16 protein-coding genes are annotated in these 14,012 nt (G+C 42.5%); 2 read left to right on the top strand and 14 right to left on the bottom strand.

Annotated elements, in window-relative coordinates:
- Window position 1: 1 nt before the first annotated feature.
- From mdcD to A5878_RS08260, 4 genes are read right to left on the bottom strand one after another with little or no spacing between them, the layout of a single operon-like run.
- Window positions 2-1,684: a biotin-independent malonate decarboxylase subunit beta gene (gene mdcD, locus A5878_RS08275; protein ID WP_086295361.1), complete on the bottom strand. Its 1,683-nt coding sequence runs from the start codon at window positions 1,682-1,684 to the stop codon at window positions 2-4.
- Window positions 1,674-1,973: a malonate decarboxylase subunit delta gene (locus A5878_RS08270; RefSeq protein ID WP_005226050.1), complete on the bottom strand. Its 300-nt coding sequence runs from the start codon at window positions 1,971-1,973 to the stop codon at window positions 1,674-1,676. Before A5878_RS08270 ends, mdcD begins: the two co-directional genes overlap by 11 nt.
- Window positions 1,974-1,998: 25 nt before the next feature.
- Entirely contained in the window at window positions 1,999-3,645 is a 1,647-nt protein-coding gene (gene mdcA / locus A5878_RS08265; protein ID WP_086295359.1) for a malonate decarboxylase subunit alpha, read from the bottom strand.
- 5 nt (window positions 3,646-3,650) lie between these two features.
- Window positions 3,651-4,565, bottom strand: coding sequence for an ACP S-malonyltransferase (locus tag A5878_RS08260; protein ID WP_086295357.1), 915 nt, complete (start codon window positions 4,563-4,565; stop codon window positions 3,651-3,653).
- A gap of 117 nt (window positions 4,566-4,682) precedes the next feature.
- On the opposite strand from A5878_RS08260, the gene A5878_RS08255 reads away from it, so the two are divergent.
- On the top strand, window positions 4,683-5,537 hold the full coding sequence (locus A5878_RS08255) for a LysR family transcriptional regulator (RefSeq protein ID WP_086295355.1): 855 nt from the start codon (window positions 4,683-4,685) through the stop codon (window positions 5,535-5,537).
- Between the two features lie 213 nt (window positions 5,538-5,750).
- Here A5878_RS08255 and A5878_RS08250 read toward each other — a convergent pair whose 3' ends face one another.
- From A5878_RS08250 to A5878_RS08235, 4 genes are all read right to left on the bottom strand, one after another.
- Entirely contained in the window at window positions 5,751-6,170 is a 420-nt protein-coding gene (locus A5878_RS08250) for a cupin domain-containing protein (protein ID WP_086295353.1), read from the bottom strand.
- Complete coding sequence (locus A5878_RS08245) at window positions 6,171-6,515, bottom strand: carboxymuconolactone decarboxylase family protein (protein ID WP_005226045.1); 345 nt, start codon at window positions 6,513-6,515, stop codon at window positions 6,171-6,173.
- Complete coding sequence (locus A5878_RS08240) at window positions 6,484-7,050, bottom strand: flavodoxin (RefSeq protein ID WP_086295351.1); 567 nt, start codon at window positions 7,048-7,050, stop codon at window positions 6,484-6,486. The genes A5878_RS08245 and A5878_RS08240 overlap by 32 nt, the downstream gene beginning before the upstream one ends.
- A gap of 165 nt (window positions 7,051-7,215) precedes the next feature.
- On the bottom strand, window positions 7,216-8,097 hold the full coding sequence (locus tag A5878_RS08235; protein WP_086295349.1) for a LysR family transcriptional regulator: 882 nt from the start codon (window positions 8,095-8,097) through the stop codon (window positions 7,216-7,218).
- A gap of 288 nt (window positions 8,098-8,385) precedes the next feature.
- Between A5878_RS08235 and A5878_RS08230 the strand changes: the two genes are divergently transcribed.
- Window positions 8,386-8,574: a hypothetical protein gene (locus tag A5878_RS08230; RefSeq protein ID WP_086295347.1), complete on the top strand. Its 189-nt coding sequence runs from the start codon at window positions 8,386-8,388 to the stop codon at window positions 8,572-8,574.
- A 212-nt stretch (window positions 8,575-8,786) separates the two neighbouring features.
- On the opposite strand, the gene A5878_RS08225 is transcribed toward A5878_RS08230, so the two are convergent.
- From A5878_RS08225 to A5878_RS08205, 6 genes are all read right to left on the bottom strand, one after another.
- Window positions 8,787-9,491, bottom strand: coding sequence for a flavodoxin (locus A5878_RS08225; RefSeq protein WP_179190637.1), 705 nt, complete (start codon window positions 9,489-9,491; stop codon window positions 8,787-8,789).
- 192 nt (window positions 9,492-9,683) lie between these two features.
- Window positions 9,684-10,625: an ABC transporter ATP-binding protein gene (locus tag A5878_RS08220; protein ID WP_086295343.1), complete on the bottom strand. Its 942-nt coding sequence runs from the start codon at window positions 10,623-10,625 to the stop codon at window positions 9,684-9,686.
- A gap of 102 nt (window positions 10,626-10,727) precedes the next feature.
- Window positions 10,728-11,030 carry a hypothetical protein gene (locus A5878_RS17690; protein WP_256925780.1) on the bottom strand — a complete coding sequence of 101 codons (303 nt, stop codon included), beginning with the start codon at window positions 11,028-11,030 and terminating at the stop codon, window positions 10,728-10,730.
- A gap of 135 nt (window positions 11,031-11,165) precedes the next feature.
- Window positions 11,166-12,158, bottom strand: a complete 993-nt coding sequence (locus A5878_RS08215) for an ATP-binding cassette domain-containing protein (RefSeq protein WP_306297925.1) — start codon at window positions 12,156-12,158, stop codon at window positions 11,166-11,168.
- Window positions 12,159-12,164: 6 nt separating this feature from the next.
- Complete coding sequence (locus A5878_RS08210; RefSeq protein WP_060791898.1) at window positions 12,165-13,061, bottom strand: ABC transporter permease; 897 nt, start codon at window positions 13,059-13,061, stop codon at window positions 12,165-12,167.
- 11 nt (window positions 13,062-13,072) lie between these two features.
- A complete protein-coding gene (locus tag A5878_RS08205) occupies window positions 13,073-14,002 on the bottom strand; it encodes an ABC transporter permease (protein WP_015509667.1) in 930 nt (309 codons plus the stop codon).
- Window positions 14,003-14,012: the final 10 nt, after the last annotated feature.

Here is a 14,012-nt window from a genome sequence, read left to right as displayed (position 1 = left end):
GTTACTCATTCCATTCTGCATTCATTTTTTCAAATACGTTATTCGTTTCCAGCCGGCCGCTCTTTTTAGCGATCGGATTGGTGTAGCGACTGGTCAACATCGTGTCATTCGTTTTACGCACATCATCAATCGCCTCATTGATCGCTTCAATTACAGTCGCTTTGCTTTCAGAGGTGACAGACTGATCCGTAATGGAGGATAAGAAAGTGAAGATTGCCCCAAGTTTCGTATAATTTTTGATATCATAAGCAATACTTGGTACTTTTTCCGCCGCGGCTTCAATCGCTGCAATCGACCGTTTGGTGACTCGACTTGCACTTTCTTTTGACATTGCTTGAACAGTGATCTTTTCACTATTTAATGCGATCAGACGACTTGATTGCAAGCCATGCGCTAAGAAAGCCCCAGAGATCGCATTACCAGCGATAAAACCGATCACTGGATGACCCGCTTGGCGTAGTTTGGCATAAGCTGCCGCACTATTTGCTAAAGCTGCATGAATACCAATCAATTCTTCATTATAGCCATACGCTTGGCTAGGGACATCGATGACCGCAACGATTGGCCGTTTGATTGCTTTCTCTTTGTCTTCGTGATAAACAGTTTCTAACAGATGGCCCATCTCGTACCCTTCGACTAAACCAACTTCTCCATTGCGTACCCGATACATCGGATTATTTGGGTTTGGCACGATTGCTGTAACAACGACTTCTTCAGTAAAAAGGTCAGATGCAGCTGCATAGACTGTTGCACTAGTTGAGGTTGGGAACTGCAGATTCGTCAATGCTGAAAACCAATGATAACCGATACTGTCAGCAGCAGCTTCTTGGCCTTCTGTTACAGTAATAGGTGCCACTTCAGTTGCTTTATGCGCTGCAATAGACTTATTGAATGCCTCGATAGCCAGCGGTTTTGATAGATCAAGTTTGTTTAAAAGAGAAAGATAAAAACCACTTTTTTCGCTGCGATGACTGTCTTTCTTTTCAACCATCGCCGCAATCACAGCTTCTTGGATCGATTCGACACTGTCAGTCACTAGTTCATCGATCATCTGTGCTTCCAAACGTTGTTTGGCGCCAATGGTATTCCAAATCAAATCTTTATCACTGGAATCAAATTCTCTCACGCCAGCTTCTTGCTCGATGACTTCAGGACCGTTCAAACCGATACGGGCTTTCTTCGTCGCTATCAAGTAAGTCATAAGTGCTGAGGTAATCGACATACCGCCAAAAGAACCCACCCGACCTGGCACTAAACCAATCACTGGCACATACGATTTTATTGCAACGATCAAATTGCCGATTTCTGCGATCGACAATAAGCCGTAATTCGCTTCTTGGAGGCGTACCCCACCAGTATCGAGGATGATGATCGGTGTGATCGGATTGCCCTTTTGGTTTTCTTCCAACACATGCGTCAATGCAGCGATGATTTTAGCACCAGAAACTTCACCGATCCCGCCACCTTGGAATTTCCCTTCCATAGCGATCACGACTACGTTTTCTCCAGAAATCGTTCCACGACACACAACGATCCCATCATCGCTTTGTGGCACGATGTCTTGAGCCACCAGATTGGGTGCGATCATTTGGTCGAATGGATCGATCAATTCACGACCGCTCTTGGCATCCAATAAGGCGTGCACCCGTTCTCGAGCATTTAATTCTACAAAACTATTCTTCATCTGCTAGTTCCTCCATTGCTTGGGTTAATCGTAGGTAAACCACACCGGGAGTGGCGCCAAAGTCGTTGATCACTATTTGCGCACTGATTGGATAGCGCTCAAAAAAACGCGTCAAGACATTTTGCCACACATCGCCAAAGCCGTCACTTCCTGTACAAACTGAAACGGTGGTTTCTTGTTTGTCTGTTGGAAAAAGCAGAATTTCCAAGTCACCAGAACCCACCACGCCAACATGGACTTTTTTGGTGACTGGTTTCGTTGTTTGATACGTATAAGCTAATTTTTCCATCTCTTCTTCTCTCCTCTTGCTCTTATTAAGACCACGTTCTGAATTTCATTGGCGGTTCGTACAACCCATCGGACCATTCGATCAAATCATCAACGGTTTGAGCTGCTAACAATGATCGTTTGGCATCACTGCGTTTGATCCCTAAGTCTTCTGGTAATTTCACGATCCCCGCTTTGCGCAAGGCATCCAGAGAAGCTTTTGTGCTGGTCATTCCTAGTGGAGTTACACCGCCGATGGCTGCGATGGCTGCTTGTTTTTCCTCTTTTGAGTTTGCTTTATAAAGATAAGCGATGCCTTCTTCTGTCACGATATGCGTCGTATCTTCGCTATAGATCATAATTGGGGCATTGGCTAAACCAGCTTGCTTTTGGACAGCCAACGCATCTAACGTTTCTACAAAAACAGGTTTTTTATTGGACCCATACGTTTCAACCATTTGAACGACTAATTTTTGTCCTTTTGCTAAAGGATCTGTTTCATCCCGCAAGGATTGCCAAGCTGGAGTCGAATGCCGACGGCCCCCCGGATTATGCCCCATATTTGGTGCACCACCAAACCCAGATAAGCGGCCTTTCGTCACTGTAGAAGAATTTCCATGATAATCTAGTTGTAAGGTCGAACCGATAAACATATCGATGGCATATTGACCTGCAGTTTGTGATAATGCTCGATTGCTGCGCATCGTGCCGTCTTTTCCGACAAAGAATACATCGGGTCGAGCGGCAATATATTTTTCCATACCAACTTCCCCACCAAAACTGTGGATGCTTTCGACCCAACCAGATTCGATAGCTGGAATCATCGTTGGATGAGGATTCAAGACCCAGTTTTTCGCTACTTTTCCTTTAATTCCAAGCGTTTCTCCATAGGTTGGTAAAAGTAACTCGATCGCAGCGGTGTTAAAACCGATCCCATGATTCAACGATTGTACTTCATGTTCTGCATAGATTCCTTTTAATGCCATCATCGCCATCAAAATTTGTAATTCCGTAATGTTTTGCGGATCTCTCGTAAAGAGGGCTTCTAATTGATACGGTTGGTCTGCTACCACGACGACATCGATCCAATCGCTGGGAATGTCGACCCGCGGCAAACGATCGACCACTTCATTAACTTGAACGATCACAATCCCATCTTTAAAGGCTGCTGCTTCGACGATCGTTGGCGTTTCTTCCGTATTGTAACCTGTATAAAGATTTCCTTGGCGATCGGCTTTGTCCGCCGCCACAAGGACCACATTCGGAATCAAGTCAATAAATAAGCGACCATATAATTCCAAATACGTATGAATGTCCCCTAATTTCATAGTTTTGTCTTCAATCATTTGGGCAACGCGCGTACTTTGTGCGCCTGCATAAGAAAAATCGATTTTCGCTGCAATGCCTTTTTCAAATATCGTCAAATGTTCTGGACGGGAGATACTCGACATGATCATATGCAAATTATTGACTTTTTGAGCATCGACTTGTTCTAAGCTTTTTGATAGGAAGCTTGCTTGTTTTTGATTATCGCCTTCAAGGACCACTTTGTCTCCCGGACGGATCAACTGTTCTAAGACTTCAATGATCGCTTCCGTTGGGACATATTTTCCATCGAGAAGATGCTCGATTTTTTTCATGGTTTGGGCCTTCTTTTCACGTTTACTTGCCCAGTTTCTTGCAGGTTTTTCCATTCTATTCATCTCCATTTTTGATATAGGAATAAAGCATCATCCAAGCCATGTTGATCCAAATTGATCACACGGATCGCTTTGTTTTCACCAAATTTTGCTTGGATCAGTTTTGTTAGGGTATTGCCAGGAGGAAATTCAAGAGCCAAATCAAGTCCTGCTTCGTAGGCAACATCCATGATCTTGTTCCACTGCACCGGATAAGCAATATTTTGCAGCAAATCTCGACGGATCTCTTCAGGGTTCATGGTCATCCGACCATCCGTATTTTTGAGGTACGGACAGATAGGCACATCAAGGAATACCGTGTTCATAAATGGCGCAAACCGTTTCACGGGTTCTGCCATCAACACACAATGGGACGGGACAGGCACTGCTAAAAGTTTGGCGGTTTGCGCATGATAATCTTTCGCTTGAGCTAGCGTCTTGCGCAAGCCTTTGATATGACCAGAGATCGTATGCTGCATGGGGCAATTTTCATTTGATAAATAGACGGGAGCAGCAGGATCAAATGTATTTGCCACGAGCGCTTCTGCTTCACTTCTCGTTACACCAACCAGTACCCCCATGGCATAATCAGTCGGATAGGCTTCTTTCATCAATGTCGCCCGATGATAGACCAAGCTAGCGGCATTTTCGAAACTCAAGCTTTCACAAGCTAACGCAGCGGAAAAAGCGCCAATCGAATGCCCCGCCACAAGCTGAGGTTGCACACCAGATGCTTTCATCTGGTCCGTGTAAAAAGCCGCTTTTACTAAAAGGGCCAACTGAATAGAGACGGTATCTTGTTTGAGATCCCCCGATACAGGGTGTAAATCAAAGCCTGTCGCCTGTTCTAGCCGATGGAAATAACTGGCAGGCACGTCCTCAAGCATCTTGCTGGTCTGACTGCCTTGTCCTGGGTATAAGAAACCTGTACTCATGAAACACCTCCTAAACAATTTCTCTTTCCTGTGTCATAATAACGGAAGTTTGTTATAATAAAAAATACCAGTTTCGTGAATATCCATAACCAAAAGGTATGGAAAGAGGAGTATCTGATGAACCTTGATCATTTACGCTACTTTAAAAAAGTAGCCGAATCGAAAAATATTACCCAATCTGCACAAGAATTATACATCTCACAACCTGCCTTGAGCCGTGCCATGAAACACCTAGAAAGTGAACTAGGCGTTCCTTTGTTCTATCATGCCGGTCGGCATATCGAGTTGACGATGTATGCTGAAGAATTTTATCCCTATGTCGTTGAGACGTTAGCACGTTTCGACGAAGGAAAGAGTGCGATCCAAGCCTTAAATGGAGAAATGGTCCCTGCAGTGACGATTTACTCTGAAGTCGCTTCTGTTTCCTTGCCCAACTTGGTGGCGACATTCGTTGAAAAGCACCCTGAGATCCAACTTTCGATCAAGCAGCACGGCAGTGAGGAGACCAACAAAGAACAAGCCTTCTACATTACCTCTGAGCCAAAGAACGGCTTGACCAATCTGCCAATATTCACGGAACCCATCTTACTGGCGATCCCCAAAAAGCATCCCTTGGCAGAAAAAAAAGACTTGCAAGTTGCCGATATCCAACACGTGCCTTTGCTGATGCTGGTTGAAAACAGCCCGCTGCGTAGAACCATCGACGAAGCTTTTGAAGCAAAAAAAATCAGTTTGGCTATCGGTTCAACGACGGACGATCCGGCGACGTTGCGCTCCCTTATCAATCAAGGACTAGGAATCACGTTCTTTCCTAAAATTACTTGGGGCTGTGAAGATGAGGCACCTTTCGTTTTACGTGAACTAGCAGATTTCCCCTTATCAAGGACGATCTATTTAGCATCAAGCTTTACTAAAGGTCATCCCATGACAAAACTAATTGCAAAAACGTTGATTGAATTTTATCTTGGCTAAACAAAAAGAAGCGTCCACTTGCACAGCTAACGTGCGAATGGACGCTTCTTTTTTCTCTCCTATTTACAAAGGTTGAATCATCGGCTCGACCGTACATTCATTCACATTGATCACTCCGATCTCTTTTGACTCGCCACACTATTGGTTGCCCCAGTCAGGTGAGACCCCATAAGATTTGTTACACGCCTTCCAGTACGGCTGCCTTATCATCGCTTATGCATCGAGCAATTGATCGTATTCTTCATCACTGACTGCTTCTAACCATTCTGAAGCACCAGCAGTAATCGCTACATGGGCAAACCAACTATTTTTTGATGCACCATGCCAATGTTTGACCCCTTCCTTGATGACTACGACATCACCAACAGTAAGTTTTTGCGGTTTCTTGCCTGCTTCTTGGTACCAGCCTTCTCCTGAAGTCACCAACAACAATTGATACCCACCATCAATATGCCGATGCCAATTGTTGCGGCAACCTGGTTCAAAGGTCACATTGCCAACGTTGACTGGAATCGCTGGATCAGCTACTAAAGGATTCAAGTAACTCTGACCGTTAAAATATTGTGCATAGGCGTCATTTGTGTTGCCTAATGAAAAGATTCCAGCTTCTTTTGCTGCATCGAGTTCTGACATTTATTTTTCCTCCAATTCAGCTAGCTCTTCTTGATAAACCGTTTTGGCGATGTTAAAAGCAGACCAAGCTTTGGGCCAGCCAACATAGAAAGCCAGATGAGTGATTACTTCTGCAATTTCCTCTACAGTGATCCCGTTTTCCTTGCCAATCGTCAGATGGGCAGTCAATTGTTCAAAATTGCCACCCGAAATCAAGGCAGATATCGTTAATAAACTTCTTGTATGAGGAGCCAATTCTTCCTCACGTGACCAAACTTCACCAAATAACACATCATCATTTAATTGCGCAAATTTCGGCGCAAATGTCCCTAGATTATCTCTTCCTGCAGTTTGTTTCTTTACCATATCGATCGACTCCTTCTTCTATTGTGATAAAATGCTGGCTCACCCAATTTTGAATGGCAGTATCCGCCTTATTCACTCGTGAACCACGGATGGCTAATCCAGGATAAATGAGGGCTTCAGGACAAGTTTTTTTAAAGTCTTCTAGGCTATTGCCGAATTCTGAGCCTTCATGAGTACAAAAGGGAAAAATAATCTTCCCATCGAAATGATGGTCTTTTAAAAAACTCGCCACGATCATCGGATAGGTCCCCCACCAGTTGGGAAATCCAACAAATAGTATCCGTTCTTTAAAAAACGCAGACGGTACTGTTTGATAGCGGGGAAAATCATTAGCAGCTTTTTCTTTTTTTGCATGTTCGACCATCGCCCGATAACTTTCAGGATAAGGTTCCACAGGGTCAAGAGTATAAAGGGGGCATTGCAGCTGCTCTGACAGCTTCTCTGCTAGAATCTGCGTATTTCCTAAGCCCAGTTTTTTTAGCTGTCCCTCAATCAGATTTTCACCAGCTCGTGAACAAACAAGTATTGCCGCCATTGTGTCACCTCCTACTCTTTGTTTCCTGATAGATTTAATGGTAAGCCAATCGAGTTGGATTGGCTAATGCTTTTTCACACAAGACCTTATGCTTACAAAGCATAGCTGGTTTCGATATACAAAAAGAAGCGGATATCACCGCTTCTTTTGATGTTTACACTGAGACTATTGAAAGGAATCGCGAAATCGTCGAATAAACTCGATAACGACTGGAGACAGTACACGATTCTTTTTCCAAACCAATACACAGCTGGTCTCGATTTGTGGTACTAAAGGCAGAAACTTGATTGCCTCATTCCTTCGCTGACCAACAGCGCCACTAACAGTCAGTGCCGAACCAACATGGTTTTCTACTAAGGAAAAGACATTGAATATTAAATTGTAGGTACCCACGATCGGCAACTCTTCCACTGGTGTCTTCGACCATTGGCTGAACATTTGCTGTACTTCTGGACGCTTGGAGATCAATAAAGGCACACCTTTGATGTCTTCGGGTGTAATTTCTTCTTTATGCGCAAGAAAAGAATCAGCCGAATTCAAAAAGCCCCATGTTTCTTTTCGTGGTAGAACGATTTTTTCATACTTCTCGATTTCAATCGGTTCGATCAAGATCGCTAGATCCAACAAGCCTTTCTCTAGACGATCGCTGATATCATCTCCGGTACCACTATGAATATGAAAGCGAACATCCGGATAATCATTGATAAATTCTTCCAACATCAAGGAAAGCGTATCGGAATTATCTGCTTCCATACAACCAATCGTGAAGTGACCGCTAAATAAATGTTTTTTACGATCTTCAAACGCTTGCATTGTCTGGTCTGTCAAACTCAAAATCTCTTCCGCACGGCTTTTAAAAAAACGCCCCGCTTCCGTTAAAACCATTTTACGATTATCACGAGTGAATAGTGCCGTCCCTAACTCGTCTTCTAATTCTTTTAATTGTCGACTCAATGTCGGTTGTGTGATGTGGAGCACTTCTGCAGCTTGAGAAATCGTCCCTTCCTCCGCAATCGTGTAGAAATATTTTAATAACCGAATTTCCACAAAATCTCCTCCTCATTTTTTCTTGTGCATTCAAGGTGTTCGAAACAAAAGAGAACCTCCCTCTCCAGTCTCCTTATCAATTCTTATGATAACAAAGAATCACTGTTCCAGCGAATCTAGCTAAAAAAGCGTAGGAAATTGCAGAATTGTAAAAAGATTCGTCAACAACATGTAAAAACTGTTCGCTTAAACGAACAGTTTTGTCAGCTGCTTGCTTTTTACGGCTTTTGGCGTAGGATATATGAGTATCTTGGTATGAGTCCTCATACAATGATTTGGAGGAATATGATGTTAAATTTATCAATTCTTTTATTTTGTGTAGCGATCGCTTTACTCGGACTTGGAGGATTCATCTTTAGAGTGCGTGCGTTGCTGAACAAACGTCCGTGGAATGGTCCTGTATTGCCATTGTCGGTTATTGGTGTGATTCTATTAATCGTCTCTTTGGTCATGATCTACCTTTCTTATCCTAAATAACACGATTGTAGTCAACCTAGAACGAATAAATTGGAAAAACTGACTATTCTCGGGAATAAGTAGGAGCTTTTGCTTCTAATCCATCAGCGCATCCCCAAATGATTCATAAATCAACTGCATTAGTTTACCATAATTATATTATGATTATTTCGGTTTGTGGTACATCATAAACATGTAGCCAATTGAGAAACGGCTACTAAACTTGAATTTTGCTAATATCCTAGTTCATCGAGCCAATTCAACAGATTCGGTTCAGCCTCTTCAACACTTCCCGCTCTTGCTGCAAAGCCTTCAAGAAAGTCATACGCTGGATACAACGTTTGAAGTTCATTTTGACTATTGGTCAATCCACTTCCCCCATGGGTTGCAAAAGGAATGATTTGTTTATCCGTAAGATCATAGGTTTCAAGAAATGTTAAAACGGCTCTTGGGGCACGGTTCCACCAAACGGGAAAGCCGATAAAGAGAACATCCACTTCAGTCATTTGGGCAACGTCAGCCTTCAACGTTGGTCTGGCATCTTCTTCCACCTCTCTAGTCGCAAAAGCTGTATGTTCATCGTAAACGTTAGGGTAACCTACTTCTGTTTGAATCGAGAACAACGCACCGCCGGTCTGTTCAGCGATCATTTCTGCTATCACCTGGACATCTCCTACCAAGGTGTCATCGATTACATTAAAACTACTTCCAGAAACTGCTTCGACCGCTGGTTCATGCTCTAAATTTTCTGGTCTTGTGAAATAGGCAATCAAAATATCGGCCTCTCCATCAATCCCTGTTTCTCTCATTTGTTGCGTAACGGTGTCACTAGTACTTGTTTCCGTTGTACCAATGTCTGGCTCGTCATTCATTGAATCACTGCTGCATCCTGCTAGAAAAATCATTGTCAGAAAAAGTCCTTTTGTCCATTTGTTCATTGAATTGCTCCTTTCTTTTCCCATCAAAAATGGTAGTTCCAGTATAATTCTTGAAGTGGACTTTAAGGCAAGGCTCTTGAGCAAACCTTCCCCTATTTTTTACATCTTTCTCACAACTTCCTCACAAAAAGTCTTCCTTTCCAGCATACTGAAAAAAGCCGTAAACAAAGCTTTGTTTTACGACTTTTTCATTTAGTTATCGATTTTTCTCAAACTGGCAGCGACAAAATGATTTGTTCCTACCTGAACCCAATCCGGGTCCGCTGTTTCTTCTGTTTTAAATGTGGTGAAATCAAAGACATTGTTTTCCTTACTGTAAAAATCATCAGGCGCTGTTTTCTTGTTTCGAATGTCGGTTCTTAAAAACGCAGCAAGTAAGCGCCTTGTGTACGGATGGTAAGCATTTTTAAATATCTCATTGATTGGGGCACTCTCGACGATTTTTCCCCCATGCATCACGATCACATCATCGGCCATTTTACTAATGACACCCAAATCATGGGTAATAAATAAAATACTTGTATCCAGCTTATCTTTTAACTCATTCATTAACTTAAGGATTTCTGCTTGGATGATCACATCGAGTGCGGTAGTCGGTTCATCGGCAATCAATAGCTTCGGATTGCAGGCTAATGCCATTGCGATCATTACCCGCTGACTCATTCCTCCAGATAACTGATGAGGATATTGCTTGGCTACTCGTTTAGGATCTGTGATCTTGACAGCTTCTAACAGCTCATATGCCCGTAAAGTCGCCGTCTTATTGTCGACGTGCTGATGAAGTTTCAAGGCTTCTGTCAGTTGTGCTTTGATTGTAAATACCGGATTCAAACTTGTCAGAGGCTCTTGAAAGATCATTGAAATATCATTTCCACGAATTTTTAAAAGCTCTTTTTTGCTTAATGCGAGGATATTTTTTCCATCAAAACGGATCTGCCCTTCCGCTATATATTGATTTCGCTGAAAAAGTTGAAGGATCGACATGGCTGTTTGACTTTTGCCACTCCCACTTTCTCCAACGATTCCTAATGTCTTCCCTCTTTTTAATGAAAAAGTAACGCCTTTGACAGCTTTGACAGTGCCCCGTTTCGTATCAAAATACGTATGCAGATTATCAACTTCTAGTAAATCCATCTGGACCTCCTTTTGATTTTTCCCATTAAACCAATCGTATCATGCTTATGGTTCGATTGATTGACTCATCAACCATGTTTCAATTTCTATGTTCTAAAAAAACTATTTTCGCGTACACTTCACAAAATGATTCGGCTCGACTTCTACCCAATCTGGATCAGCATCAGTTTCTTTTGAATAGTTGAATACCAAATCAGGATGGGTTTCATCAAGAGCCCATGGGCGATACTCTTCGTCTAGCGTTGGAATGGCATTTAATAATTGCCGTGTGTACGGATGGATCAGGTTAGAAAAAATCGTCTCAGCTGAAGCTAATTCTACAAGATGCCCAAAATACATCACACCGATCCGATCAGAAATAAATTTTACGACTCCAAGATCATGGGTGATAAACAAGTAAGTCAAATTGAGTTCTTCCCGCAAATCATGAAGCAAATTGATGATCTGTGACTGAATCGAAACATCTAACGCTGAAACAGCTTCATCGCAAACAATGAATTTGGGCTTTAAAGCTAAGGCACGAGCAATCCCGATTCGTTGTCATTGTCCACCAGAAAATTGATGCGGATAGCGATGAATAAATTCTTTCTTTAACCCGCATTTTTCCATGATATCAAGAATATAGGTTTCATAGTTTGGGTCCTTTTTACTAGCAAAAAATTTGTGTATCAACAAACCTTCTCCAATAATATCACCCACTGTTAACCGTGGATCTAGTGAGGAGTAAGGGTCCTGAAAGATAATTTGCAGGTCTTTTCGTAAAACTCTTGATTCCTTTTGAGTCAAAGCAGCTAGATCGATGCCAGAATCAAGCTGCTCTTCATAGTATGAAAAATCTTTTTTGTTCATGACATCTTTTTTTAGTTGTGCGACTTGCTTATCAATAGCTGCTAAGTCATTTTGTTGTTCAGCGATCGTTTTTTCCAAATTTATGAGCTCTGATTGATCCACTGCCCCATTCATCGCTTGTTTTTGCTGATTAAATGTTAACGCTCGCTTGCTAGCGGCAACTTTTGCTGCAGCTTCGTAACGAGACGAAAGAAGCTTACTGACCTTTTGTAGATCATCATGCAAAATCAAGCCTCCGACTAATCGTAGGGTATTGCCATATTCATTTTCAAAAGCGATTTTCTTTAGACGCAACCGTTCCGTTGTTGCTTCTACATCAGCAGCTGAATCGGTAGCGAGTTTTGATTCGATCGACTGGAGCTCATTGACAGAATCAGTAAACTGTTTCATCTTTTGTGGCAGTTGTTGATAGACTTTTTTTACGTAACGAGGCATGAAATCTTCGATCGTCTCTCCATAGTAAAGGGTCGAGCCTCCGGTTTGTCGTTGGAGCTGAATAATCGTGCGTCCAAAGGTCGATTTTCCACAGCCACTTTCACCGACGATGCCTAATGTTTCTCCTTCATATATATCGATCGTAAGATCTTTATTTGCTTTCACATAGTCTTTTCCCACCCCAAAAAAGTTTTTCTTCTTCACAGGAAAATACTTTTGTAGATTCTTGACGCGCATGATCGTGTCCATAACTGCTTACCTCTCTCTCATCTTCGGATCGATGGCATCTCGGATTCCGTCACCGATCAAATTGAAGGATAAAATGGTCAACATGATCGCGATCCCTGGATAAATCGTCAGGTAGGGATGTGTTCGGATATAGCCTCGTCCAAAATTTAACATCGTTCCCCATTCCGCAACGGAAGCCTCCATACCTAAGCCAATAAATCCTAAGCCAACAGCAGATAAAATTGCTGTGGCAACGCCCATTGATGAATGCACGATGACTGGTGAAAGGATATTTGGCAAGATGTGTTTAAAAATCAGCAATCCATTATTTGCGCCCAGCGCTTTTCCAGCTTCAATAAATTGCTTCTCTTTGACCGCCATCACACTTGCCCGAATAATACGAGCAAAAATGGGGATATTCGCCAACCCGATCGCCAAGATCATGTTCGGCAGACTGGATCCCAAAGAAGCCACGATGGCGATTGCCAACAAAATGGAAGGGATGGATAGTAAAATGTCACAAAAACGCATAATCAGCGTATCGATCCACCCTCTGAAATAACCGGATAAGACACCTAAGATGCCACCAAAAAAGAGTGCCAGTAACACCGCACAAACGCCTACAGTCAGCGATATTCTCGTGCCGTAAATCAAACGAGACAATACGTCACGTCCCAAGTCATCTGTCCCAAACCAATGAGAACGACTTGGAAATTGCAATGCATTGGCTAGATTTTGCTCCCTCATACCATAGGGAGCTATAAAGTCTGCAAAAATCGCAGTAATCGTCAGTAACGTGATAAATAGTAACCCAAACATTGCTCGGCGATTTGCTTTTAAGGAAAGCCAAATCTCTTGTTTCGATCCTTCTGGTACGCCTGCAAGTGCTTGCGTTTTCGCTATGGCCTTTTTTCTAGAAAACATGAGTTCCTCCCTTAATCATATGAGGTTTTAATTCGCGGATCGATATATGCATAGAGAATATCGACACATAGATTAACCATCGTAAAAATAAATGCAATAAATAAAACGCCGCCTTGGACGATCATTGTGTCTCTTGTACGGATCGCATTCACCATCAATGTCCCGATCCCATTGATACTAAAAACAGTCTCGGTCAATACAGCCCCACCTAATAAAGCCCCAAACTGCAAACCAATGACTGTCACTACGGGAATCAAGGCATTTCTTAAGGCATGATGGAACGTCACCTTTGAACCATTTACTCCTTTGGCTTTTGCCGTACGAATATAATCTTGGTCTAAAACGTCCATCATACTCGACCTTGTGATCCGGGCGATCGTGCCAATTGATGAGGAAGCCAATGCAAATACTGGCATGATCATTTGCTGCCAAGTATCAAAACCAGATGCTGGCAACCAGCCCAGGGTAGAAGTAAAAAGAATAATTAAAAGGAGTGCCTGCCAAAAGGTTGGCATAGAAACCCCAACTAGTGAAAGAAACATCACGAAATTATCAACCTTGGAATAAGGTCTCGAAGCAGAGATCACTCCCAGTGGAATACCAATCAGCGAGGCAAATAACACACTCCATACTGATAATTTGATTGTGTTGGGCAAACGGACTAGGATTTCATCCATGACCACCCGGCCAGAAACATACGATCTCCCAAGATCAAATTCGACAACAACATTTTTTATATAATGAAAAAATTGTTCGATAAAACTACGGTCAAGCCCCATTTGCACACGCATGGCCTCATATTGTTCAGGAGTCGCTCCTTCCCCCAACACCATCGTTACAGGGTCTCCAGGTGATAGATACATAATCGTAAATACAATAAAAGAGACGCCTAGCAGGATAGGAAACAACCACAGAATTCGTTTTACAATATATTGGAACATCTATTCATCT

This window comes from Enterococcus sp. 3G6_DIV0642 (genome assembly GCF_002140635.1).
In the GTDB taxonomy this organism is placed as follows: domain Bacteria; phylum Bacillota; class Bacilli; order Lactobacillales; family Enterococcaceae; genus Enterococcus_D; species Enterococcus_D casseliflavus.
This window is presented reverse-complemented; position numbering and strand designations above follow the sequence as displayed.

Bases quoted from the DNA above. Each gene is read 5' to 3' on its own strand.
- A5878_RS08255 (WP_086295355.1), top strand. From the start codon at position 4,683: ATGAACCTTGATCATTTACGCTACTTTAAAAAAGTAGCCGAATCGAAA.
- A5878_RS08220 (WP_086295343.1), bottom strand. From the start codon at position 10,625: ATGGATTTACTAGAAGTTGATAATCTGCATACGTATTTTGATACGAAA.
- A5878_RS08250 (WP_086295353.1), bottom strand. From the start codon at position 6,170: ATGTCAGAACTCGATGCAGCAAAAGAAGCTGGAATCTTTTCATTAGGC.
- A5878_RS08230 (WP_086295347.1), top strand. From the start codon at position 8,386: ATGTTAAATTTATCAATTCTTTTATTTTGTGTAGCGATCGCTTTACTC.
- A5878_RS08210 (WP_060791898.1), bottom strand. From the start codon at position 13,061: ATGTTTTCTAGAAAAAAGGCCATAGCGAAAACGCAAGCACTTGCAGGC.
- A5878_RS08240 (WP_086295351.1), bottom strand. From the start codon at position 7,050: ATGGCGGCAATACTTGTTTGTTCACGAGCTGGTGAAAATCTGATTGAG.
- A5878_RS08215 (WP_306297925.1), bottom strand. From the start codon at position 12,158: ATGGACACGATCATGCGCGTCAAGAATCTACAAAAGTATTTTCCTGTG.
- mdcA (WP_086295359.1), bottom strand. From the start codon at position 3,645: ATGGAAAAACCTGCAAGAAACTGGGCAAGTAAACGTGAAAAGAAGGCC.
- A5878_RS08245 (WP_005226045.1), bottom strand. From the start codon at position 6,515: ATGGTAAAGAAACAAACTGCAGGAAGAGATAATCTAGGGACATTTGCG.
- A5878_RS08260 (WP_086295357.1), bottom strand. From the start codon at position 4,565: ATGAGTACAGGTTTCTTATACCCAGGACAAGGCAGTCAGACCAGCAAG.
- mdcD (WP_086295361.1), bottom strand. From the start codon at position 1,684: ATGAAGAATAGTTTTGTAGAATTAAATGCTCGAGAACGGGTGCACGCC.
- A5878_RS08270 (WP_005226050.1), bottom strand. From the start codon at position 1,973: ATGGAAAAATTAGCTTATACGTATCAAACAACGAAACCAGTCACCAAA.
- A5878_RS08205 (WP_015509667.1), bottom strand. From the start codon at position 14,002: ATGTTCCAATATATTGTAAAACGAATTCTGTGGTTGTTTCCTATCCTG.
- A5878_RS08225 (WP_179190637.1), bottom strand. From the start codon at position 9,491: ATGAACAAATGGACAAAAGGACTTTTTCTGACAATGATTTTTCTAGCA.